This is a genomic window from Parageobacillus thermantarcticus (assembly GCF_900111865.1).
Classification (GTDB): domain Bacteria; phylum Bacillota; class Bacilli; order Bacillales; family Anoxybacillaceae; genus Parageobacillus; species Parageobacillus thermantarcticus.
Window position 1 is genome coordinate 1 of the sequence record NZ_FOJS01000009.1, and the last position, 23,354, is coordinate 23,354.

Annotated in this window: 23 protein-coding genes; 9 read left to right on the forward strand and 14 right to left on the reverse strand. The window is 45.6% G+C overall.

Annotated elements, in window-relative coordinates; translation table 11 throughout:
• Positions 1–270: 270 nt before the first annotated feature.
• The 7 genes from BM278_RS06835 to BM278_RS06865 all read left to right on the forward strand — a co-directional run bounded on the left by BM278_RS06835 (position 271) and on the right by BM278_RS06865 (position 2,564).
• Positions 271–522 (forward strand): spore germination protein, encoded by a 252-nt coding sequence (locus tag BM278_RS06835; RefSeq protein ID WP_090948692.1) that lies wholly within the window; start codon positions 271–273, stop codon positions 520–522.
• Between the two features lie 66 nt (positions 523–588).
• A complete protein-coding gene (locus tag BM278_RS06840; RefSeq protein ID WP_090948613.1) occupies positions 589–810 on the forward strand; it encodes a spore germination protein in 222 nt (73 codons plus the stop codon).
• Between the two features lie 14 nt (positions 811–824).
• Complete coding sequence (locus BM278_RS06845; RefSeq protein ID WP_090948614.1) at positions 825–1,049, forward strand: spore germination protein GerPB; 225 nt, start codon at positions 825–827, stop codon at positions 1,047–1,049.
• Between the two features lie 84 nt (positions 1,050–1,133).
• Entirely contained in the window at positions 1,134–1,733 is a 600-nt protein-coding gene (gene gerPC / locus BM278_RS06850; RefSeq protein WP_090948615.1) for a spore germination protein GerPC, read from the forward strand.
• The gene (locus BM278_RS06855; RefSeq protein ID WP_090948616.1) at positions 1,733–1,918 is read left to right on the forward strand and encodes a spore gernimation protein GerPD; all 186 of its coding nucleotides are present in this window, start codon (positions 1,733–1,735) and stop codon (positions 1,916–1,918) included. Before gerPC ends, BM278_RS06855 begins: the two co-directional genes overlap by 1 nt.
• Positions 1,918–2,343 (forward strand): spore germination protein GerPE, encoded by a 426-nt coding sequence (locus BM278_RS06860; protein WP_090948617.1) that lies wholly within the window; start codon positions 1,918–1,920, stop codon positions 2,341–2,343. The genes BM278_RS06855 and BM278_RS06860 overlap by 1 nt, the downstream gene beginning before the upstream one ends.
• A complete protein-coding gene (locus BM278_RS06865; RefSeq protein ID WP_090948618.1) occupies positions 2,343–2,564 on the forward strand; it encodes a spore germination protein in 222 nt (73 codons plus the stop codon). The genes BM278_RS06860 and BM278_RS06865 overlap by 1 nt, the downstream gene beginning before the upstream one ends.
• 41 nt (positions 2,565–2,605) lie before the next feature.
• Here BM278_RS06865 and BM278_RS06870 read toward each other — a convergent pair whose 3' ends face one another.
• From BM278_RS06870 to aceA, 10 genes are all read right to left on the reverse strand, one after another.
• Positions 2,606–5,956, reverse strand: coding sequence for an AAA family ATPase (locus BM278_RS06870; RefSeq protein WP_090948619.1), 3,351 nt, complete (start codon positions 5,954–5,956; stop codon positions 2,606–2,608).
• Positions 5,953–7,131, reverse strand: a complete 1,179-nt coding sequence (locus BM278_RS06875) for an exonuclease SbcCD subunit D (RefSeq protein WP_090948620.1) — start codon at positions 7,129–7,131, stop codon at positions 5,953–5,955. Before BM278_RS06875 ends, BM278_RS06870 begins: the two co-directional genes overlap by 4 nt.
• Positions 7,132–7,195: 64 nt before the next feature.
• Entirely contained in the window at positions 7,196–10,915 is a 3,720-nt protein-coding gene (addA, locus tag BM278_RS06880) for a helicase-exonuclease AddAB subunit AddA (RefSeq protein ID WP_090948621.1), read from the reverse strand.
• Positions 10,908–14,417 carry a helicase-exonuclease AddAB subunit AddB gene (gene addB, locus BM278_RS06885; protein WP_279625753.1) on the reverse strand — a complete coding sequence of 1,170 codons (3,510 nt, stop codon included), beginning with the start codon at positions 14,415–14,417 and terminating at the stop codon, positions 10,908–10,910. The genes addA and addB overlap by 8 nt, the downstream gene beginning before the upstream one ends.
• A gap of 168 nt (positions 14,418–14,585) precedes the next feature.
• On the reverse strand, positions 14,586–15,071 hold the full coding sequence (lepB, locus tag BM278_RS06890; protein WP_244151114.1) for a signal peptidase I: 486 nt from the start codon (positions 15,069–15,071) through the stop codon (positions 14,586–14,588).
• Positions 15,043–15,165: a hypothetical protein gene (locus tag BM278_RS19460; RefSeq protein WP_279625754.1), complete on the reverse strand. Its 123-nt coding sequence runs from the start codon at positions 15,163–15,165 to the stop codon at positions 15,043–15,045. Before BM278_RS19460 ends, lepB begins: the two co-directional genes overlap by 29 nt.
• Positions 15,155–15,772, reverse strand: coding sequence for a TVP38/TMEM64 family protein (locus tag BM278_RS06895; protein ID WP_090948624.1), 618 nt, complete (start codon positions 15,770–15,772; stop codon positions 15,155–15,157). The genes BM278_RS19460 and BM278_RS06895 overlap by 11 nt, the downstream gene beginning before the upstream one ends.
• A gap of 171 nt (positions 15,773–15,943) precedes the next feature.
• Positions 15,944–16,486, reverse strand: coding sequence for a competence protein ComK (locus tag BM278_RS06900; RefSeq protein WP_090948625.1), 543 nt, complete (start codon positions 16,484–16,486; stop codon positions 15,944–15,946).
• A gap of 109 nt (positions 16,487–16,595) precedes the next feature.
• Positions 16,596–16,775, reverse strand: coding sequence for a hypothetical protein (locus tag BM278_RS06905; protein ID WP_090948626.1), 180 nt, complete (start codon positions 16,773–16,775; stop codon positions 16,596–16,598).
• Between the two features lie 347 nt (positions 16,776–17,122).
• Positions 17,123–18,409, reverse strand: a complete 1,287-nt coding sequence (gene aceA / locus BM278_RS06910; protein WP_090948627.1) for an isocitrate lyase — start codon at positions 18,407–18,409, stop codon at positions 17,123–17,125.
• A gap of 321 nt (positions 18,410–18,730) precedes the next feature.
• Between aceA and BM278_RS06915 the strand changes: the two genes are divergently transcribed.
• A complete protein-coding gene (locus BM278_RS06915; protein WP_090948628.1) occupies positions 18,731–19,321 on the forward strand; it encodes an SCO family protein in 591 nt (196 codons plus the stop codon).
• 96 nt (positions 19,322–19,417) lie between these two features.
• Here BM278_RS06915 and BM278_RS06920 read toward each other — a convergent pair whose 3' ends face one another.
• On the reverse strand, positions 19,418–19,723 hold the full coding sequence (locus BM278_RS06920) for an AzlD domain-containing protein (protein WP_090948629.1): 306 nt from the start codon (positions 19,721–19,723) through the stop codon (positions 19,418–19,420).
• On the reverse strand, positions 19,716–20,435 hold the full coding sequence (locus tag BM278_RS06925) for an AzlC family ABC transporter permease (protein ID WP_090948630.1): 720 nt from the start codon (positions 20,433–20,435) through the stop codon (positions 19,716–19,718). Before BM278_RS06925 ends, BM278_RS06920 begins: the two co-directional genes overlap by 8 nt.
• 232 nt (positions 20,436–20,667) lie before the next feature.
• Between BM278_RS06925 and dat the strand changes: the two genes are divergently transcribed.
• Positions 20,668–21,537, forward strand: a complete 870-nt coding sequence (gene dat, locus BM278_RS06930; RefSeq protein ID WP_090948631.1) for a D-amino-acid transaminase — start codon at positions 20,668–20,670, stop codon at positions 21,535–21,537.
• 44 nt (positions 21,538–21,581) lie between these two features.
• Here dat and BM278_RS06935 read toward each other — a convergent pair whose 3' ends face one another.
• Positions 21,582–22,376, reverse strand: coding sequence for an ABC transporter ATP-binding protein (locus BM278_RS06935; protein WP_090948693.1), 795 nt, complete (start codon positions 22,374–22,376; stop codon positions 21,582–21,584).
• On the reverse strand, positions 22,363–23,340 hold the full coding sequence (locus tag BM278_RS06940) for an ABC transporter permease (protein WP_090948632.1): 978 nt from the start codon (positions 23,338–23,340) through the stop codon (positions 22,363–22,365). Before BM278_RS06940 ends, BM278_RS06935 begins: the two co-directional genes overlap by 14 nt.
• Positions 23,341–23,354 lie beyond the last annotated feature (14 nt).

The following is a 23,354-nucleotide window of genomic DNA, read 5'->3' on the forward strand; positions in this document are numbered from 1 at the left end:
CTTTGCTTGAAGTGGGAGCTTCTCAGTTCCACGACGAGAGCAACCTTTCGTCTCCCTGAGCGTAACTTCGGGTCGTCCCAACCCTAGGTGTCCGATGTGACAGAAGTTCTTTTGCACCTTGGCTATTTTACGAGTGGAAGGATCTGCTTGGTTTTCGCCGACTCATTTGTCCACTCAACCCCATATAGCCACTTATCAAAGAACATGGTATACATTTAGTTTATCATGCGTTTTGGCTAACGCCAATCGAAATTCATCTCCCGCTTATCGCTGGGCTATGCCCTTCACGCGCTTGAAGCGGGAGACTTCTTTCGGAACTATGTTAAAATTACTCATGTCAGCGGAGACGGAACGGTTAATTTTGGGGATGTATTACAAATTGCACCAAAAAGTACACTTAAATCAAATACTGGCTCTGGCGGCAGCAATAACGGCGATTTTCTTCAAACAAATACGTTTGCGAGCTTTACCAACACCGGCGACCAGGATGTTGTTGATTCCAATACTGCTGCAAATAATTAAAACGCTCACGTTTTTACCACCGCGCCCATACACTATGATAAGAACAAAGAGAAAGGTGCATTCCTTATGCCAGCATTTGTCGGAGTCGTTAAATTAAATAGTATTGCAAGCAGCGGCGTGTTTCATATTGGAGATGTGTTTGCGATTTCGCCTCAAAGCGTTGTCAAAACATTCGCCGGCGCCGGCTCGTTTAACACGGGGGATGGTCTGCATGTTTACAACTATTATAGCAATACAAATATCAATGACGCGGATATCGCCGATGAAAATGTAGTAGCCAACGCTTAAAGGAGGAGAAGAAATTGAATTTTTACATTAATCAAAGTATATGTATTTACCAATTGAAAATTGGCTCTGTCACGAACTCATCCGTATTACAAATCGGCAGTGCAGGCAGCATCCAAGCGCTTTCTACATTAATGAACACAGGAGGATATACGGAACCTGCTCCACAGGCGATCGCTACCGTTCCGCTTGCAGGAGAAGCAGTCGCTCCTCTCGTCCCGCTTCATGGACCAACTCGCTAAAAAAGCATGAAAGTGGTGATGACAACAACTGGTCGTCCATATATTGAAATAAGAAGGGACTTTGGAGAGGATGAGTTCACGATTATGCTCCTATATGATTATTTGATAAAGCTACGACGCTATTTGTCATGGCAAACAAAAAAAATACAGTCGATAGAACAGCGGCTTCTCCTTCTAGAAAATCAGTTAAAAGAACTGGAACAGCAACCGCGCACGACCATTGAACGAATCGAATACAAATTTGATCAATTAAAAGTGGAAACACTCGAAGGAACGTTAAATATTGGCATTACTCCTAACAATGCTGGCAACGTGATCGAAGATTTTGCCGTTCAACCTGAAAAAACAGTGGTTCCAAAGCCGGAACCCGTCTTATTCCGCAACATTCAAGAAAAAGTTCATAATTATTTAGAAAAGGAAGCAAAGGAGACGTTAAAAAGATTCGAAAAACAGTACGCGCATCGTCTTGATGATGCGTATCGTCATTTTATTTTGCAAGACATTGCCCGGCAAGTAGACGAACGTATTCGTTTTTATTTGCACCAAAAAATGAATAACGGATATGTTCCTACATCAGACAATGATGAGACCGTCGTAAACGAAATTTTTCAAAAAATAAAGGTGGATATCGAACAATCGCTTGACCTTTTTCTAAAACATTTGCCAAAACAAGGAGGAGAATAATGAATTATACCGTGATCAACCGCGATGTTCATGTTGGTGATATTCATGTGATAGCTGTAACAAGTTCCGCTATTTTTTTAATCGGGGATGCAGATGTCATTAATATCGCTTCCGCTTTTGACACTCCTCCAGAATCATTAATCATCGGACCGTTCGTTCCACTCATCCAAAGAGGAGAGCAGTGATGAAACGAACATCGATGGTGGAATATTTTCACGGAGAAACTTTTATTATTAGTTCTGTCCTACAAATCGGTGATTCACGAGAAATTACCTCGCGTTCTCGTGTTTTAGCAGTTCAACGACAATATGAATTATTTTTCGGCAGCGAAGGAGAAGGAATTTTTCCTACCTTTACAATGCCAATTCCAAAACTCCAAGCAAACCGTAACCGTATTTCCGTACAGACACTTCATCAATCTCCAATTATTTCGGTTCGCTCCATTCGTGTATTAGCGGCTTCCACTTCTGCTGTCGTTCATATTGGATCGACTTCTACTGTTAATGCAGAAGCAAGAATTAAACATATCCGCCAGCTTGCTCCGAATTTTTCAGCATCTTCTATGAAAAATACTCAAACACCCACACCAATAGTAAAGGATGAGAAATAATGCCTTCTGTCGTCGGGCCCATTAAAATTAATAACGTCAGCAGCGGAGCGGTCGTACAAATGGGAGATTGCCTTTATATCGCCCCAAAAGTGGCAACGAAAACAATGGCTGGTTCAGGAGGATTCAATACTGGAGATTTTGTCATTACGAACAACGGCATCAATTTAACAAACACGTTTGACTCTGATGCGTTTGACAGCAATGTAGCGGCAAACAACTAGCAAAGCCGCCATTCCTCTAAGGAACGGCGGTTTTTTCATGTTTACATTACTTCTAATTTCACACGCGTCCCCCGCCCGGACGGTTCCGCCGGCTCCACGATAAGCCGTTTCGGCAAGCGAGCGCGAATTTCTTGTACATGGCTGATCACACCGACGGAAAGCCGCTGCGAATGAAGTTTCTCAAGCGCAGAAATAACGGTATCAAGAAGTTCGGCATCCAGCGTGCCAAACCCTTCGTCCAAGAAGAAAAACCGGAGCGGATATTCGCCGCGCAATTGAATTTGCGCCGACAGCGCCAACGCAAGCGATAATGACGTTAAAAACGTTTCTCCACCTGATAATGTTGTCACTGGCCGCCTTACTCCGCCATTGGCATCATCGCGAATGAGAAACCCTCCTTGCGAATCGACTTCCAACGAATAGCGCTGTCTCGTCAACGAACTTAAACGTTCAGAAGCCATCCTTGTCACTTGAATGAGCTGTTCTTCCGCCAAAAACTCGACAAAGCTGTTTCCTTTTAAAACCGACTGCAAATGTTTATAACGGTCGACAAGAGCGGTCAGCTCTTGCTGTTTTTTCTCTAATTCGGCAAAACGTTTATGTTTTTCCGTTAATTCTTCCACTTTGTTTTGCGCGGCGCCTACTTGCTGCATCGTACCATCTACCTGTTGTTTCACTTCTTCGTATACAGCCTGCAATTGCTCCCATTGTTGTTGATTGATCGTTTCCCCTCCCATCGCTTCGGCAAGCTGCTCGAGGCGATGCTGGGCATGTTGCACTTTTTGCCAATAAGCTTTGATTTGCTGTTCCCACTCGAAGCGTTTTTCCTCTGCTACTTTTGCTTCTTTCACTTCGTTTTCGTCGGCAAACGCCGTTTTTTCCAATTCCTGAAGCCAACGCGATTTCGCTTCCTCATACTGCGCTTTTCCTTCTTCCAACGACTGCTGTATCGCTTTCGCCTCCGCTTCCAACGTTTGATATTGTTTTTGCGCCTGCAACCATCTTTGATAAGCTTGTTCTTCCTCTTTTTTTAAATGAAGCAGCTGCTGTTCTATTTGCAAAAGTTGCTCTTCCATTTGCACCGTTCCCGCTTTTTCCAACAGCTGTTGCCGATAGCTGTCGATCTGCTGCTGTTTCGCCTTGTGCAACGAAACGAGCCGAACTTTTTCCGTTTCTATTTCCCGCAGTTGTTGGGCCAACTGTTCTTTTTCGCTTAATTTATTGTCAAGAAACGGTATGCTGTCATCGATCCGTTTTTGCAATTGCCGGACGATTTCTTCACGTTTTCGCATTTCGTTGCGGATCGCTTCGATCTCCGTAAAAGAAAAGTCGGCATATTTTTCGCGCCAGCTTGCTTGTAATTGATTGTATTCATTGACGCGATGCTGCCATTCCGTTTGCAACTCTTGTATATCTTTTTCTAGCAATCTTATTTCATGCTCGATCTTTTGTTGCGACGATTCGGCGTCACGCCATGTTTGCAGCGCCTGCTGAACGGCTTCTTTTAATTGTAAGCAATCTTGTTGCAACGCCTTTACTTCCACGGCAATATCGATATTTTCTTCTACCTTCCATTTACTTACGTCGAACCGTTGAAACACCCAACCATTTCCGAGGAATTGCGCCAGTTGCTCCAGCTGCGCTTTTAATGCATGCAGCATTTGCATATACGATTGCCCTTGTTTTACATGCTGTTCAAACATAGCGATTTTCCCGCTGTTGCCATCATGGTGTTCATATACATACGGATTCGGATGCTCACGCGATCCGCAAACAGGGCACGGTTCCCCTTCGCGAAGCTGTTTGGCAAGAACTGCCGCCATCTCCGCAGTTTTCGCCTGTTCCACTTTTTCCCGTTCTTGCTCAAGTTGTTGCTCATACCAATATATTAGTTTTTCTAGCTGCCATTGCCGCTCACAAACAGAATGATAGATTTTTTCTATCTTTTGAAATAAAAGATGCAATTTTTCTTTTGCCACTTCTGCTTGACGTTTTCGTTTTTCCGATTCTTCGTTTGCTTGCTGCTGCGCTTGCTGTTTTTGCGCCAGCCGCTGTTGAATACGTTGGAGCGCATCTGCTATTCTTTCGATTTGCTGTTTTTCATCGTATGCACGTTCAACCACTTCCTTTTGCTCTATGGAAGCTAAATGCTTTTGCAACTCTATTTTCAGCATCTGTTGTTTTTCAAGCCCGCGTTCATATAGCGCTGCCGCTTCTTGCCACTGCTCACGTTTTTTTCGTTCTTCCTCTTCCACCCGGCGAATTTGTTTTTCCATTTCGTTTCGTTCCGCTTCAAGCGAACGAATTTGCGCCGCCAGTTGCTTTGCTTGGGACAGCTGTTCTTTTTTTGCCAACAAGTGGGGTTCGGAAGCGGCTTTTTCTTGGCGAACGCGATCATAATGGCGCATCGCCTTTTCATAAAACGCTTCAGCTTGTGCGAGCTTTTGCTGCAATTCATGCTGTTTCTGCACCGCATTGGCAACAAATCGGCGCGTTTCCTCATACCGTTCGAGATATGGCCATATTCGTTCTGCTTGTTCCGCGCGTTCTTTTTTATTTTCCAACGCGCGAATATGCGATTCTTCCATAGAAAAACGCGCTAGTTCCGCTTCAAGAGTTTCTTTTTCCTTTTGCCATGCCCATAGCTGTTTATTTCGTTCTATTTTCACTTCCATCTCATGCAATTCTGCTTTCCGCTTTTTTAATAACTCCAAAAGCATGTCCAACTCTTGTTTCGCACGTTCGAGCGCTTCATTCGAGGCGTCTCCTAACCCCGTCTTCTCAGCGATCACTTCATTTAATTCACTGGAAATGGCGGCAAGTTTCTCTTTTAATTTTTTGTTTAACTTATCGCCATACGGCTCCAAGTGAAAAAGCCGCTGCAGCATTTGCCGGCGCTCAGCGCCTTTCAATGACAAAAATTCAGCGAATTTTCCTTGCGGCAGCACGACGGCGCGCGTAAAATCTTTCATCGTCAAACCAAGCAATTGCTCTACCGCTTTATTGACTTCCGTCGCTTTATCCGCCAGCACGACCGTTTCTTGTCCAACTTCGATAAGCCGACATATGCCGCTTTTTAACCGCCATTCATCGCCGCGCTTAAAGCTGCGCTCCACCGTATAGCGCTTCGTGCATGAAGCGTTTTCTAATTCAAACGTAAAAGAAACGAACAGTTCGTTTTCCGCGTGATTCATAATCCCATATGTATTGTTTGGCGCGCGTTCCACGCTGCCAAATAGCGCAAGTGTCATCGCGTCTAAAATCGTTGATTTTCCGCTTCCCGTTGGACCGAAAATACCGAAAACGCCGCCTTCGCATAACGATTGGAAATCAATCGTTTGTTTTTCGCGGAAACTGTGCAAACCAGCTATCGTTAACGAAATCGGCTTCACTCTTCCGCCTCCCCCTCTTCTTCCTGTTCCGCCACCAGTTCTAAAAACAAGCGAACAAGCTCGTCGTCCGCCTTGCCGCCTGTTTGCCGCTCATAAAAGCGGCGGAACATCTCTTCCAATGATAATTGCTCCCGTTTGCTGCTCTCAATATGCTCCTCTTTTTCTGGAAAGACCGGACGAATATGGACAAAACCAGAATGAAGCTTGCGCAATCGGTAAATTTCTTCCATCGATAACGGCTGCGAAAGGTGAATTTCTAAATCAATCCATGCGGATCGGTCTTTTCCTTCCTCGCACCAACGATACACTTGGGCAATCCCTTCCGTCGCCTGCCATTTTACTAGCGGTTTGCCAGACGACAATGGAATTTCGGAAACTGCCGCTTTTTCCCCGGGTTTTACATCAATGATCGTAACCGATTTGGCATATCCTGCCTCGGAAAAGCTATATGCGAGCGGCGAGCCGGAATAGCGCGCTGCCGTTTCCGCACGTTTTACATCTTGCGGCCGATGCAAATGGCCGAGCGCGACATATTGGGCTTGTTTTGGCAAACTAGCGGCAGACACCGTGTAGGCACCGCCGACTTCGATCGGCCGCTCCGAATCGGATGTGCTCCCTCCCGCCACGTAAATATGGCTCATGGCTACGTTTACCGTCTTTTCCGAAAACGATGCGGCCATCGTCGCAAACAAATGGCGAATCCGCTCGTCGTATCGATCGCGCAAAGAAATTTCCGAATGTTCTTTGGACAGCAATTCCGCCAAACGCGATTCAGAAGGATACGGGAGCGGAGCGAGCATCATTGTTTCGTCTAACGCCGGCACTTCAATGCGATAGACGGTCGTATCCGGCCAGCCAAGCAAAAGGATGCCGTAATCGGCTACTAGTTTTGCAGCAGCGCTAATTCTTTCTGGATGATCATGATTGCCGGCAATAACGGCGACAGGCCGCTTCCCTTTATCCGAAAGGCGAGCGAGACTTTCGTAAAACAATTGTTCGGCTGCCGCCGGCGGATTCACAGAATCAAACACATCTCCCGCCATTAGCACAACATCAATTTTTTCTTTTTCCACGATATCGACGAGCTCGTCAATAAATTGTTCCTGCTCCGGCAGCCGGCTCCTTCCTTCCAACGTTCTTCCTAAATGCCAGTCGGCTGTATGTAAAATGCGCATACGCTTTCGTTCCTTTCTCACTGAAAAGTGTTGGGAAAGGAGGCTCCATCTTTTCCCTTTTTCCTTAAATCGGGAGAAGATGAGAGCCATCAAATAAATATAAATAACATTCGTCTACGTTCATTTTCCAAATTTGTTCCACAGCGCGGCGGTATAATTGCATTTGTGTTTTATAACGGGAGATCATCACCTGTTTTGCTTCGCGCCATCCTCCTGCGAACCGGTTCGTTATCGCATCGGTTTTAAAGTCGATTAGTACAAGCCCGTTTTCGTCGGCAAACAAACAGTCAATGACACCTTGGACGAGAATTTTTCTTTCTTCGCCAACTCCGTCTCCATATACTTCTTGTGCCGGAAGCGCCAAGCTAAACGGCACCTCGCGTTGAATTTCGCTAGCGGCGCAGAGGCGCTTGCCGATTTCCGTATCGAAAAATGCGACAATGCTTGAAACGTCGACCGTTTCCGCCTGCTCGTGCGTCAATAGTTCCATTTGCACTAATTTCGCGATTTGCTCGCGGACCGCTTCTTCCGTAATCGGCGCTGTGAAATCAACATGCCGCATCACAATATGCAGCGCCGTTCCTTTTTCTGCTGGTGTCAATGTTTTTTCTCTCATAAACATTGGACGTTCAAACAGCGGAGTGGAAAACGAATGAAGCAGCATTCTGTCCGCATTTTCCCCGAAAATTTCACGATGCCGTTTTAACTCGGATACCGTCTGCTTCGCACGGACAAGCGTTTCTTTCTCATATGCATACTTCCATGAAAGGAGGCGCTGCACTTCTTCTGCGCATTCGCCTGCCGGAACACGTTCTCCCCGCATCAGCGCAGTAGCGATTTGTTCATCAAACCGCTCTGCTTCTTGGTCAGCGTCATGCAGCTCTCTAGCTGGAATTATCGTTATATGCCAAACGGACGGATGGGAAGCGATCTCCTCGCACACATGGGACAAGTCGCCTAAGTGATGTCCGTCGCGGTGGCGAATAAGCGCCCTTCCGATCCAATCTAAATAGCAACGCGCAGCGGCGCGGACGTCATCCGGCAAAAGCCAATTTTCTTCGGACGCAGTGCTTTTCCATTTTTCTATTTCCTTTTGCGCATCTTTCACCGCTCCAATTAAGTATAGTTTCTCTTTCGCTCTTGTTAGCGCGACGTATAAAATGCGCATTTCTTCCGCCAAAAAATCGAGCCGTTTCTTCTGTTTGATCGCGATTTGCGGCAATGTAGGATAGCTGATGCGCAGCTTCGGATCGACGAAGCGCGCCGCAAAACCGAGTTCTTTATCAAGCAAATACGATCCATATAAATCCCGTTTATTAAACGAGCGCGCCAAGCCAGCGACAAAGACGATCGGAAATTCAAGACCTTTGCTGCTATGAATCGTCATAATGCGAACAACATCTTCTTGTTCGCCAAGCGCACGCGCCGCTCCTAAATCATCACCGCGCTCTTGCAGGCGCTCGATAAACCGCAAAAAGCGAAACAGCCCGCGAAATGACGTCGCTTCGTATTGCCGCGCCCTGTCATAAAGCGCGCGCAAATTCGCCTGGCGTTGCTTTCCACCGGGCAATCCTCCGACAAAATCGTAAAAATGCGTATCTCGATACAGCTGCCAAATCACATCCGCTAACGAACGCTGCCGCGCCATCGTCCGCCATTGTTTCAGCTGTTCGGAAAAAAGGCGCAATTTTTGCTGCAGCATTTTCTCTTCCTCGTTATCCGCCGCTTTGTTTAAAAATGATATCATCGCTTCGTAAAACGTTCCTTTTTTCTCGTGAATGCGGATCAGCGCCAGCTCATTTTCGTTTAAGCCGACAATCGGAGAACGCAAAACCGACGCAAGTGGTATATCTTGATATGGATTGTCGATCACGTTTAATAGCGACAACATGACAGATATTTCTGTCGCTTGAAAATAGCCGGAAGATAGATCAGCATACACCGGGATGCCTTGCGCGCGGAACTCTTCCATGATTTGCGGAGCAGCCGTCATCGAACGGAGAAGAATAACGATGTCCCGATACATGGCGCGGCGCATCCGCTTCGCTTTGCGATCGTAGATATGGAGCGGCTCGGAGACGATCTCCTTTATTTTTTTCGCCATCATGCGCGCTTCGAGCTGGGCTGCCGCCAGTTCGTTTGCGTCCAATTCCCCGCTTTCTTCCTCTCCTTCGCCATTCCGGTCAATTAAAATCAGCTCTGGCGCGGCTTGCACACTGTCTGGATAGTCGACAGCGCCATATTTTAGTTCCGCCGCTTCGTCATATTCGATTTCCCCGACCGTTTCGCCCATAATTTGCTTAAAAATAAAGTTCGTGCCGTGCAAAACTTCCGCGCGGCTGCGAAAGTTACGGGACAAATCAATTTTCATTCCCGAATGCGCGCCATCTGCCGTAAATCGTTTGTATTTGCTTAAAAATAGCAGCGGCTCCGCCAAGCGGAAGCGGTAAATGGATTGCTTTACGTCACCTACCATAAACAAATTTCCGCCTTTTGTCACAAGCTGCAATATTGCTTCTTGCACCATGTTCGTATCTTGATACTCGTCCACAAGCACTTCAACAAATTGGGCACGATAATCCAAAGCGGCATCGGACGGAAGCCACTGCCCATCAGCTGAATCAGGGTGACGCAAAATTTGTAAACAGTAATGTTCCAAGTCAGAAAAATCGACGATTCCTTTCTCGCGTTTTCGCGCTTGATACATTTCCGTAAATCGTTTTACTAACCGAACAATCGTTTCAACAATCGGTTTCATTTCCCGCATATGGCGAAGCCACGTAGCTGGGCGGAGCGAAAACACATTGTCGCGCAACGATTCCAATTTCTTTTTCGCTTGATCGCGCAATGAATTGGCTTCTTCGAGCAATTGCGGATCATACTCATCGCCGCGGCACGATTTTAAACGCGAGAACGATAATGACCGAAACGCTTCATACAGTTCATCCCATGAGCGGTCCAACAACGTTTCTAAACGGGCAATTTGCTGCAAATCATCGCGATAATTTTCGGCGCGCGGCAATGGACCCCTAGGCAAATTCGCCAGCTGCAACGCTCTTGAAATGAGGCGCTTCGCCGCTGCCAATTCCATCTTTACATACTTTTTCAGCCAAGAAATATATGGAATTTCCTCCAATGGAGTATTTTCATCTACATCATACATTGCAACAAGGCGATCAAGCCATTTGTATGGTTCAGGATGCGAACGGGAAAACTCATGGATGGCTAAAATCATTTCTTGCAGCTCGGCGTCGCTTCGATCTCCTGTATAGCGGTCCACTACGTCAAAAAACGGCTCATTATTTATTTTTCCATATTCTTCTTCGAGAAGCTCCTCCATCACTTCTTCTTTCAGCAATTCCGCTTCCGTGTCATCAGCGACGCGAAAGACGGGATCGATATCGATGAAATAATAATATTTGCGAATGACGTCTAGGCAAAATGAGTGGATCGTGGAAATCGAAGCGCGGTTCAATAGGCTAAGCTGCCTCCGCAAATGAAGCGAGTTTGGCTGTTTGTCCAGTTCGCGTTCGATCGCCTCCGCAATTCTCATTTTCATTTCTGACGCAGAAGCGTTTGTAAACGTTACGACAAGCAGCCTGTCGACATCAACCGGATCTTCTTTCGCCGTAATTTTTTGGATAATCCGTTCGACAAGCACCGCCGTTTTTCCCGATCCCGCCGCCGCCGCTACTAAAATGTCGCAACCGTCCGCCACAATAGCCTGCCATTGTTCATCCGTCCACTGGCTTTCCTTCGGCTTTGGACAAAAAACGTTACTCATTGAAGTCCTTCCCTTCCGATAATTTTCGCACGATTTCGTGATTTTCTTGCGGAACTAACAGGCGATAGCGATTATTCGGAAACGATTCATCAAACTGGCAAACCGACTTAAACGCACAAAACTCGCAAGGCGTCTGTTCATTCAGCTTGTATGGCGCAACATCGACGATTCCGTCAGCAATTTGCATGCCGATCATTTGAAATAGATGTCGGATATGCTGGCGAAGATGCCAAAAATCTTCTTCGCTGACGACAGAAGATTTGGCGTGAATCGCTCCTTTTTTTGTAATTTGCGCCGGAACGATCAGCGACCATTTGCCTTCCTCCATTTGCGTATCCATCAAGCGGATCGCTTCCGCATCCCCGAGCAAAAGCCCGCGCATTTTAAATTGTTCCAGCAGCTTCCGTTCCACTTCTTTTTCATCATGAAGAAGCTGATCGCTTTTAATAATCGGATTGTGCACATGGAAATAAAGAATCCCGGCCGGAAAAGCTTCCTTGCCGACTAGCTGTTCCGCGTAAGTGAGCACAATATCCAAATAAGTGAGCATCTGCAGTGCAAGACCATAGTACACTTCCGTTAAATTGAGCGTTTTGGCGCTCGACTTATAATCAATGACGCGCAACAGCACTCCCCTTGAACTTTCCGCTTTATCAACGCGATCGATGCGCCCGACAAGTTCCATTACCGTTCCGTCCGGAAGGCGGAACGTAAGCGGCGGAAGCGCGCCGTTTGGCCCAAACTCCAGTTCAAGGCCAATCGGCACAAAGCTGCTTGCTTTGGCGTGCTCGCTTAATACGTTCGTCGTTCGCGCCACAACGTTTTGCAGCTTTCGTTTCATATAGTGATAACGATTGGAACTGAGCAACACTTGCTGCTGGATGAGCGGCGCGATTTGTTCCACCGCTTCTTTGGACAACTGCTCGCATTGTTGTTTGGACAAATTGCGCCAATCTATTTTCGCTTCGCGGAGGCGGTCGGAAATGATTTTTAGCGCGTAATGAAACAGTTGTCCGATGTCAGGAGCATCAAGACGAAAAACTTCCCGCTCCTTTAACCGCAATCCGTGGGAAGCAAAGTGGGAAAACGGACATTTTTGAAACTGCTCCATGCGCGATACGCTCGCCTGAATTTTTTTTCCGTATAGCCGCTTGCTAATTTCTTTTTTCAGCGGCGTTGCCTCATTCGCATAAAACAGTCCGGCAATCGCTTTGCGCGCATGACTCCTCCATTGCGGATCGCTTGCGTAAAAGTTATATACATCCCACCAAAGCGGCGCAATCGAATAATGCCGTTTCCATGCTTGCAGCTGCGCCACAAGATATGTCAGCGTCGTCCGCGGAGCGGTGACAAACGCTTGTTGTTCTGCAAGTTCTGCATCAAGCGGATCGTTTCCGCAGACACGCTTTTGCAAATTCGGAAATAAATCGGCAAGATGCTTAATAATGATCGAAGGAGAGAGCGCTTTTCCTTCTTCGTTTGCCAGCGGATATGTCACATATAGGCGCTCGCTTGGGCTCGTTAACGCTAAATAAATGAAAAACGGTTCATAAAATAACTGTTCTCTTCCTCCCGGCGCGACTCTCGTTCCAAATTGCTGCAAAAGTTCACGTTCCGTTTCTGCGAGCAATCCGTCTTCTTTCGCTTTCGCCGGAATGATTCCTTCATTTACACCAATAATAAACGCACATTTAACATCAATAAGCCGCGAACGGTCTAATTGGGCAACAATCACTTGGTCGATCGCAGGCGGAACGAGCGAAAATTCAAGGCGGTCAAGCCCCGTTTCGATGATTTTCGCAAACTCCGCGAGCGGGATCGATTCACTTCCTAACATTTCCACATATTGATTCAATAAATCAACCACCGCATTCCATACTTGCTCATGCTGTCTCGCTTCCATCAGCCTTCCTTGTTCTTCCGCTTCTTTGCTCATTTTCTCTAGTTTTCTCGGAATTTGCAATTCTTCTAAAAACAAATAAATCGCTTCGCAAAGGCTTTTTCCATCTTTTGCTCTGCGCATGCGGCGCTCTAGCATCGAAAGCGGCGTTGCGATCATATCGCGCCATTGATTCAACTTTTCTTCGTATTGCTTTTCCTCATCCGTTTGTGGGATGGATAGTCCTTCTAACGCCTGGTAGCGGCGGTACGTCCACCGTTCTCCATTCGTCCATTTTTCCCCTTTCATCCCGTACGCGAGAACATAGTTTTCTAGCTGGTCCATCGCTTCGCGCAGCGCGGCAGTATCTTCGTCCGCTGGAAATAGTAAATCGGTTTTAATGGCGCGAAACACCGCTTCGTACCGCCAGCGCGATGTAATAACTTCCATGCTGGCCCGCAGCAACTCAATAAGCGGATGGTGGTGCATCGGCTCTTTCTCATCCATGAAATATGGAATATGAAAATCAGAAAAAATCGTTTTTACTAAATCACGATAATCTTCCGTATTGCGAACGATCAAAGCGATATCGCGGTAGCGATATCCTTCGTCGCGAACAAGACGAACGATTTCGCGGGCAACCGCTTCGATTTCCGCACGGCGGTTTGCCGCCTCATATACGATGATGGAATTCGTTTTTTCCGAGAAGGCGATGGCAGGACGTACATGATAATGCGCCTCAAGATGGGCAAGCGCCTTTTCTTGGTGGCGCATATTTTTTTTAAGAATGATTGCATCTTCCATCGCGACACCGTTTAACAACGCCATTTGCCGAATGTCATGATACGTTTTCCCTGTTAAATAAAATAAATGTAACTCATTTGGCAACCGGTCGTCGTAAGGGGCATCGACCGTTAATGAAACAGTGACTCGCTTACAATGAATAAGCAGCTGTTCAAGCACCATGTACTCCTGCGGCGTAAATTGGTGAAACCCGTCAATATAGATTTCCGCATTTCGCAAATAGTGGGAGTGCGGGATTTTTTCGGAAAGCAGTCGCAAATAGTCTTCGGAATCTATATAATGATTCAACAAGCTTCTCTCCAGTTCCTCATAAACGATGGATATATCGTTTAACTTATCGGCTAACACCTTTTCGGCCGGTTTTTGTCCTTGTTCCGTCAGCGTTTTTACTTGTTCGCGAAGATGCTGCGGAGTTACGCAATAGCGTTTGCATTCTGTAATCATATCGTGAAGCTGTTGAATAAAGCCCGCTTTATCGACGGCGCGTCCAAATAATTTCAATTGTTGTTTCCGATGTTCGACAATTTTTCGAATCATCATCTGCATTCCGATATCATTAATATGGTATCGGCTCATTCCCCCTGTTTCTTGCAAAACGCGCCACGCCAACCGCGTAAAGCTAAACACTTGCGCCCGTATCATTCCGTCTAATCCCGGCGTATGTATTAACGCATATTCCGATTGAAACGTCATTTGTTCCGGAACAAGATAAACAATCGGGTTTCCTTTTGGATCTTCTTTTAGTTTATCGCGAATTTCGTTAAGACACGTTGTTGTTTTTCCGCTTCCGGATCTTCCTAAAAGAAATCGGAGCGACATCGGCATCACCTTCATTTTCCACTATTTCCTTCATTCTAGCACATATGTTCGTATTACGGAAGAAAAAATCCCGCTTCCATCCATTTTCATTTCGCGAATGCATAAAGAAACCTATACTAATTGAAAAAAGTATTCACGAGCTATGCCGCGCGATGAATACTTTTTTCTTTAAAAGCGGACGGAAAATTGTTGAACAGGCCAATAGCGCAAATCGACCTTTCCTACTACTTGGCTTATTTTTACAAAACCAAAATGCCGACTGTCCCAGCTGCTTAACCGGTTATCGCCAAGGACGAAGACGCATCCCTTCGGCACTCTTTTTTTCCCTGTAAGTTCTTCTAGCGTAAAATCCCCTGTCAACTTTCCGCCGCTCCACTTATGTTTATATGGCTGCAAATACGGTTCAGCGATTTTCTTTCCATTAATATACAGCACATCATTTTTGTATTCAATTTGCTCGCCAGGCAGCCCAATCACGCGTTTTACGTAATCTTCTTTTTTATTTGCGTGAAAGACGATAACATCAAACCGATGAATGTCGCCGATCTGATAGCTTAGCTTATTGACAATGAGCAAATTTCCTTCCTGTAATGTCGGCATCATCGATTTTCCCTCGACCATATAGTTAGTAAAGCAAAGGAAGCGCAATATCAAAATAAGCGCGAGTATACTTCCAAAAAGAAATGACTTGCGCCGCCGTCTCTTTTCGGCCATCTTCCAATCGCCACCTGTCATTATCAATTTTCATGATCGCGCTGCTTTTCCGTTAATGAAAACTTTGCTTCCACTCTTTTTCCAGCATACCATAACAATGCGATAACAATCGCTATGATGACTGTGCGCAACGGCTGTTTCACCAGTGCAGCGATATCATACCCAATAAAGCTAATCGTAAAAATCATCACCATCTTGCCGCATAATACGGCTAAAATAAACTGTTGATGGCTCATCCGCGATAATCCGGCAACAACATTGACAATTGCCGATGGAGTAAACGGAAAACAATATAATAAAAACACTGGACCAAACCCATGGCGCTCAATCCAATGCATAAACTGTCTCACTTTTCGATGGCGGCTTACAAAATGAAAAAAACGCTTTTGTCCGATTTTTCGCGTAATCGAAAAAACAAGAATAGAACCAAGGCACGCGCCGATCCATGAAATAAGAAATCCTTGCCATAAACCAAATGCTGCTGCATTCGCCATTACAAATACAAACATCGGCAAAATCGGAAGAAAAGATTCCAGTAACGTCGCCGCAATGCCCGGGACCACTCCAAACGAACGATATTGTTCAAGCATTGATAGCACGTTTTCAAGAGTGAACCATTGTTTGATTGTTTCGATGTCCATGCATACTCCCCATTCACATCATGCTATATCTTTATTTTACACATTTGTATGAAGAATTTGAACTACTCTCTTTACATATACTAACTATCGAAATAATGGAATTTGAATGAAGCCGCTCTCTCCCACTTGCCTTCATATCCAAGTGAGAGAGAGTTTTCGGCTTTTTAAAAATTATCGTTGCTGCCATCCTTTAGAACGGTCCATGCGAAATACATATTGCAATTTACGTTCTCTCGCCTCCATTCGCTCTGACAATTTCGTCCGCAACTGCGCCGTGCGATAAAGCTGATTTACAAAAGAGTGATAGGAAACATCAAGCAAAATGCTTTTTTCGTTGGTGAAATAGACGATCGTTTGATCATTTTTTGTGGGTTCATATTTGTATACATGAAGGTGAGAAAGCCAAACACAGCGGGAATCGTTTGGGGAAATCGTTGGAAAAACGTAAATTTCGTTGAGCGGTTCAATCGCGATCGGAGCTTTATGCGTAACGCCAATGACAGCTCTTGTTCCATCTTTTCTTCCGCGAAAACTAGCACCGTAATAGTCACAGCTGCGCTTCACAATATCAAGCGGCCTCATTTTGACAACATACTCTCCATCTTCTTCGACAACTTTAGCATACGAATTGCCGTGCAAGTAATGTGGTAAAATCGCCATGGTGTATCGGCTAATAATAAATTCATCTAGGATGATAAACTCATTTACTTTCATTCCATTTTCTCTCCTCTCTTCATACATTGTACCTATTTCTATCATATCATTAATAGTTATATTTTTCTATATTTTCAAAAAATATAAGCGTTTTTGTGATGAAAATCGCTTAGGAATTATGAAATATTTGCCGAATTTCTTCTTCCGCCAAATATTCGTTCGCTTGTTCTAGCGCTGTATGCTCTCCGACAGAATCCCCGGCATACGTTTCCTCATTCAAAAAAGCTTGATGGAAATGAAAATCTGTACTCATTCGAAATTCAGGTTGTAACGTCGGTCCAAACGGCATTTCTTTTTTTTGTTTTCCTTTTTCACATTGATCGCCTCCTGTGATTATGATGCGTCAATGTTCGTAAATTTATGCAATCATCGCCTTTCGCTATATTGCCATGTCGATTTCGGCCGCCTGCCCAATGAGCGTTTTTGCGCTTTGGATAAGAATATAGTTAAACTTCTGCAATTGGGCACATTTAATAGATTATCCCGCGCTGTTTAGATCCCATGTCGCTCCATAGGCGCTATCGTTTCTCGATCACATAATTTTGCAGTATGTATCTATCGGGACGCCTCAACACGAAAAGGGCACGCTTATATCAAGCATGCCCTTTCCTTTATATAAAATCCCCCATATCCCCCTTATGCTGTGGTAAATTGTTCTTCTTCTGTCGAACCTTTTAGCGCAATTGTCGATGATTGACCCCCAGAGATCACTTGTGCTACTTCGTCGAAGTAACCAGTACCAACTTCGCGCTGATGTTTTGTAGCCGTGTAACCATATTTTTCTGCGGCAAATTCCGCCTGTTGCAATTCTGCATATGCTGCCATGCCGCGTTCTTTGTATCCGCGAGCCAATTCGAACATGCTGTAATTTAACGTATGGAAGCCAGCAAGCGTCACAAATTGGAATTTGTATCCCATTTTTCCAAGTTCTTTTTGGAAGTTAGCAATCGTTTCATCGTCTAATTTTTTCTTCCAGTTGAATGACGGCGAGCAGTTGTAAGCGAGCAATTTGCCCGGGAATTTTTCGTGAATCGCTTCCGCGAATCTGCGCGCTTCTTCCAAGTTTGGCTCGCTTGTTTCGCACCAGATTAAATCCGCATACGGCGCATACGCTAAGCCGCGGGCAATCGCTTGGTCAAGACCCGCCCTCGTGCGGTAAAAACCTTCCGGTGTCCGTTCGCCAGTAATAAATTCATGGTCGCGCGGGTCAATGTCGCTCGTAATTAAATTCGCTGCATTCGCGTCTGTACGGGCGATTAACACCGTCGGCACACCCATGACATCTGCCGCAAGACGTGCCGCAATCAAGTTGCGTATCGCCGTTTGCGTTGGAAGCAATACTTTTCCGCCTAAGTGGCCGCATTTTTTCTCCGAAGAAAGCTGGTCTTCGAAGTGAACACCTGCCGCGCCTGCTTCAATCATCGCTTTCATTAATTCAAACACATTTAGCTGACCACCAAAACCAGCTTCCGCATCAGCAACAATCGGCACGAAATAATCGATATCGCCGCTACCTTCCAAATATTGAATTTGATCGGCGCGCTGCAGCGCTTGATTAATCCGTTTCACCACATGCGGCACGCTATTGGATGGATATAAGCTTTGGTCCGGATACATTTGCCCGGCAAGGTTTGCATCAGCCGCAACTTGCCATCCGCTTAAATAAATTGCTTTTAACCCCGCTTTTACTTGCTGAACTGCTTGATTTCCAGTTAACGCACCAAGCGCATTTACATAATCTTCCGTATTCAACAACTTCCAAAGTTTTTCTGCTCCGCGGCGTGCCAACGTATATTCGATATCGAGCGAACCGCGCAACTTAATGACATCTTCCGCGCTATACGGGCGGACAACTCCTCTCCATCTTTCCTCATTTTTCCAACTTTCTTCTAATTGTTTGACACGTTCTGCAAAACTCGCCATTTTCCTTCCCCCATCTCTATTGTTATAATACATTATTGATTTGTACGTTGTTATTATATAACAGAATCCTAAAAAAGAAAACAGTTTTTTTTGAAATTTTTTAAAAAAACTGCAAAAAACTTTTTTGTTCGCAGAAGATTTTCTCAATAGCAATTCATGAGAAAATCGTTGTCATCGAAACAAAAACCGTCTTCGATCCACAGATGTTTTTCTTGTGCAGCATAGCCTTATTAGCACACCACTTACGCCAAAGAAGTGTCACAAATACCGTGCGTATAAATGGCTATTTTCCTGTATGATAATGATAGGAGAGTGATGACGGTGAAAAAATTATATTTATCGCTAACCATCTTATTGATTCTTTGTATTGGTGCCGGAGCGTTTTACTTCACCATATACCGGCAAGCAAAAATGGAACTACCTAACGATGTCGTCATGGAAACAGCCTGGGGGGAAAAATATCGTCTCAATGATGGGGAGCCGAAAATTCGCTTGCTGGAATTTATGTATACGAACTGTCCGGATATTTGTCCAAACACGACGTTTCAAATGACAAAATTACGAGCAAAGCTAGAACGTGAACATGTATTTGGAAAGAACGTCGAATTCATCACTATTACGATCGATCCAAAGCGGGATACCCGTGAAAAACTACAAGCGTACGCGAAAACGTTTGGAGTCACCAACAGCAAGCAAGGCTGGCTGTTTTTGCGCGGGAGTGAGGCAGACACAAAAAAAGTTGCCGACGCCTTTGATTTCCAATATCGCGATCCCGGAAACGGCATGCTCATCCATACGACGCTAACCTATTTATTAGATGAAAATGGGCGCGTTATTGAACAATTTGGCATGGGAAAAAAACGATTTCACGTACAGGATGTTTATGAGGCGATTATGGACGAAATAAAATAAAGAGCGTCTCAACATTCTTGTTTCATCTATTTCTCATTCAAAAGCTGTCGTCGCCATTTTCTGCATAGTAAAAAAACGTCCAAAGCGGACGTTTTTTTATACAAACAGCGCATAAACGCTCAATACGATAACGGACACGAGAACGACGATGATGACGTTCGCGCCAAGCCACGCCGCTACAAATGCGCTTATCAATCCAAGAATGCCAAACCAAACATCATCATTAATAAAAAAAATTCCCGGAATGATAAGCGCACCTAATGTCGCGTACGGAACATTTTTCAAAACACCTTGCCAAAAAGCTGGCAGCTTGACGCGCTGAAATACGACAAGCGGAAGCATGCGCGGAATATATGTCACAAGCCCCATGCCGATAATCATCCAAATGATCGTGCTATTCATCTTGTTCTGCCTCGCTTTCTTTCGCAAACCATTGCATGATGATCGCCGCCGCTAATGTCGCGATCACAACCGCCCATCCTTTAGAAATATGTAGGAAAATCGTGCATATGGAATTGATGATTGCTGCCATTCCTGCAAGCAAAACCGTTTTCCGCTGCTTTTTCAGCGCCGGAACGAGCAGGCCGATAAACATCGCGTACAGCGCCACGGACATGCTTTCCTGCAAACTTTTTGGCAAGTTTGCGCCAACGATGTATCCGATCGCTGAATTCACCACCCAGCTTCCGTATGCCATCAAACCGAGCCCAAACATGTAAGAAGCATTGACCGTTCCCTCTTTCATCGCCGCCACGGAGAACGTTTCGTCGGTAATTCCAAACGCGTAAAGCGCTTTTTTCCAAAGCGCATCCGGTTCCGCTTTTTCATTTAACGAGGCTGACATTAAAAAATGGCGAATGTTTAAAATAAACGTTGTCATCACAATTTCCAACGCCCCCGTACCGACGGCAAGCAAATTTAACGCGATATATTGCGCCGCACCGGCGTATACGATCGCGCTCATCATAATCGTTTCTACAAGCGTTAACCCCGTCGTTTTTGCAAGCAAACCAAACGTAAGGGCAATCGGCATATAGCCGATCGCAATCGTTGCCCCTGCTTGCACGCCTTGGCGAAATGATGATGAAGCGGTCTCTGTCCACGTTGTCTCCACCGTTTCTCCTCCTATCCTTTTCCACTTGCATATTTTTATTTGTCTAAAAATTTTATCCTTTTTTCAACCGCGCTGCAACAGCCTTGGTTCATTGGCAATCGAAAAAAGATTGTTTACTGCAAAACGAATGGTTACCTCAATCGAATCGAACGAATAAAATATGACTGACCTTTTGTGATATACTCGAATTATTACTACATAAACGAAACATCAGCAAAAGGGGAGGAAGGAAATGGCTTTAAAACCGTACGTGCTGACAGAAAAAAATTTTTTTCTTTATCAAGAAGTAACATATCCGCCCGAAGAACGGGGATTGCAGTTTGGCGACGGCGTTTATGAGGTAGCCCGCATCTACCAAGGAAAATATTTTTTATTGCAAGAACATATCGATCGCCTATACCGCTCAGCGGAAGCGATCCGCCTAGCTGTGCCGTTCGAAAAAGAAGAACTCATTGACAAGCTCGAACAGCTGCGGGAAATGAACGACGTCAATGAAGATGCGATCGTCTATCTCCAAGTTACAAGAGGAAGCTTCCCGCGCACTCACGCGTTTCCGGTCGAAAATCGTCCGAACTTGTACGCCTATATTCGCGAAATGCCAAGAAAATTGCGGGAAATCGAAAACGGAGTGCGGGCGATTTTAACGAGAGATGTCCGCTGGGAATATTGCTATATCAAAAGCTTAAATCTTCTTCCGAACGTGCTGGCCAAACAGGAAGCTACAGAACGCGGAGCATTTGAGGCGATCTTTCATCGAGACGGAAAAATCACTGAAGGTAGCTCCTCCAACATTTTCCTTGTCAAGGGCGGAAAAGTGTACACACATCCGGCGACGGAGCGCATTTTAAACGGCATTACCCGCACGAAAGTGAAACAATTTTGCGATTCATTACATATTCCATTTGTCGAAGAAGCGTTTTCTATCGAAGATATCGCCAAAGCGGATGAAATGTTTTTAACAAGTACGACATCAAGCATCATTCCAATCATCCAAGTCGAAGAGCAGCTCATTGCCGGCGGAAAACCGGGAGAAGTGACAAGAAAACTGCAAGCTGCCTATGAAGAAGCGGCGGGACTTGCTGTGAAAAACGAAAACGCATAACGTGAGCAACTTAGGAAAGCGGGGAGTCACTCCCCGCTTTTTTATCAACCTAGCACCGCGCGGTCGCTGGCGAATTGGCTGCCGCGGATGCGCTGAAATTCTTGCAGAAGCCGTTCGACCGTCAATGATTGTTTTTCATTTCCGCTCGCTTCGAAAATAATTTGCCCCTGATCCATCATAATCAGGCGGTTGCCCAAGCGAAGCGCCTGCTCCATATTATGCGTAACCATCAATGTCGTCAGTTTATATTTTTCGACAATTTCTTTCGTCAATTCCGTAACCAACTCCGCCCGCGCCGGGTCGAGAGCCGCCGTATGTTCATCCAAAAGAAGCAAATCCGGTTTTGTAAACGTCGCCATTAAAAGCGACAAAGCTTGGCGCTCCCCTCCGGACAACAAGCCGACTTTCGCGGTTAAACGATTTTCCAAACCGAGATGAAGCGTCGCAAGCGCCTCGCGGAAAAAATCGCGGCGCTTTTTCGTCACCCCGAATTTTAGCGTGCGCCGCTTCGTACGGTTATAAGCAAGCGCCAAATTTTCTTCAATCGTCATATTCGGAGCCGTGCCAGCAAGCGGGTCTTGAAACACGCGGCCGATATAGCGGGCACGCTCATGTTCCCGAAGCGACGTTACGTCTTTTCCGTTGATCCAGACAGAACCAGTGTCAGGAAAGAGCCGGCCGGAAATAATGTTCATCATCGTCGATTTTCCCGCGCCGTTGCTGCCGATGATCGTGACAAAATCACCGGGAGCTAATGTCAAATTGATCGACCGCAACGCCACTTTTTCATCGATCGTTCCTTCGTTAAATACTTTTGTAACTTGTTTAAGCGCTAGCAACATGCTCCCCCCTCTCTTGCGCTTTCCGCTTTTTGCGCCGCTTTTCTTTTTGCGCCGCGATCATGTTTGGAACAATGAGGGCAATCATGACGATAACTGCCGTAATGAGCTTTACATCTCCAGTTTCCAAAAATTTCACGCGCAAAGCAAGCGCCAAAATGATGCGGTACACAATCGCTCCGCCAATGACCGCCAATGTCGCACGGGCAATCGTGCGAGCTCCAAACAGCGCTTCCCCGATAATAACTGAGGCAAGCCCGATGACAATCATGCCGATTCCCATGCCGACATCGCTAAACCCTCCATATTGCGCGACAAGCGCTCCCGAAAAAGCAACGAGCGCATTCGATAAACCGAGTCCGAAAATGGTCAGCCAATCGGTATTGGCGGAAAAACTGGAAACCATTTGCTTGTTATCACCCGTCGCGCGCAACGCTAAGCCAATTTCCGTTTTTAACAGCTGATCAAGAAGCAATTTGATAACTATAGCAACCAAAGCCATCGTCACAAAAATCGCCCATGTGCGCGGTACAAATCCCGAAAAAGAAAAGATGCCGTTGATCGCTTCATCTAGCCCTGCTTTTTGCCACGCTTCCGTCATCGCCGTCATCACCGTGTCTTGCTGTAAAAGCGGAACGTTCGAACGCCCCATAATCCGCAGATTGATGGAATAAAGCGCAATCATCATTAAAATTCCCGATAATAGCGGATTAATTTTCCCTTTCGTATGCAATATTCCGGTGACTGAACCGGCGACGAACCCGACTAACAGCGCAACGGCAGAGGCGAGAAACGGATTTGTTCCGTTAACAATAAGCACCGCTGCTACCGCCGCTCCTGTCACAAAACTTCCATCCACCGTTAAATCAGGAAAATCTAAAATACGAAACGATAAATACACTCCCAACGCCATAATCGCATAAATGAACCCTGATTCAATCGCGCTAAAAATCGCTGTCGACATCACAACCCCGTCCT

Bases quoted from the DNA above. Each gene is read 5' to 3' on its own strand.
- BM278_RS06875 (WP_090948620.1), bottom strand. From the start codon at position 7,131: ATGCGCATTTTACATACAGCCGACTGGCATTTAGGAAGAACGTTGGAA.
- BM278_RS06860 (WP_090948617.1), top strand. From the start codon at position 1,918: ATGAAACGAACATCGATGGTGGAATATTTTCACGGAGAAACTTTTATT.
- gerPC (WP_090948615.1), top strand. From the start codon at position 1,134: ATGCTCCTATATGATTATTTGATAAAGCTACGACGCTATTTGTCATGG.
- BM278_RS06865 (WP_090948618.1), top strand. From the start codon at position 2,343: ATGCCTTCTGTCGTCGGGCCCATTAAAATTAATAACGTCAGCAGCGGA.
- BM278_RS06855 (WP_090948616.1), top strand. From the start codon at position 1,733: ATGAATTATACCGTGATCAACCGCGATGTTCATGTTGGTGATATTCAT.
- addB (WP_279625753.1), bottom strand. From the start codon at position 14,417: ATGTCGCTCCGATTTCTTTTAGGAAGATCCGGAAGCGGAAAAACAACA.
- aceA (WP_090948627.1), bottom strand. From the start codon at position 18,409: ATGGCGAGTTTTGCAGAACGTGTCAAACAATTAGAAGAAAGTTGGAAA.
- BM278_RS06840 (WP_090948613.1), top strand. From the start codon at position 589: ATGCCAGCATTTGTCGGAGTCGTTAAATTAAATAGTATTGCAAGCAGC.
- BM278_RS19460 (WP_279625754.1), bottom strand. From the start codon at position 15,165: ATGAAAATTGATAATGACAGGTGGCGATTGGAAGATGGCCGAAAAGAG.
- BM278_RS06920 (WP_090948629.1), bottom strand. From the start codon at position 19,723: ATGAATAGCACGATCATTTGGATGATTATCGGCATGGGGCTTGTGACA.
- BM278_RS06900 (WP_090948625.1), bottom strand. From the start codon at position 16,486: ATGAAAGTAAATGAGTTTATCATCCTAGATGAATTTATTATTAGCCGA.
- BM278_RS06895 (WP_090948624.1), bottom strand. From the start codon at position 15,772: ATGGACATCGAAACAATCAAACAATGGTTCACTCTTGAAAACGTGCTA.
- addA (WP_090948621.1), bottom strand. From the start codon at position 10,915: ATGAGTAACGTTTTTTGTCCAAAGCCGAAGGAAAGCCAGTGGACGGAT.
- BM278_RS06940 (WP_090948632.1), bottom strand. From the start codon at position 23,340: ATGTCGACAGCGATTTTTAGCGCGATTGAATCAGGGTTCATTTATGCG.
- dat (WP_090948631.1), top strand. From the start codon at position 20,668: ATGGCTTTAAAACCGTACGTGCTGACAGAAAAAAATTTTTTTCTTTAT.
- BM278_RS06905 (WP_090948626.1), bottom strand. From the start codon at position 16,775: ATGCCGTTTGGACCGACGTTACAACCTGAATTTCGAATGAGTACAGAT.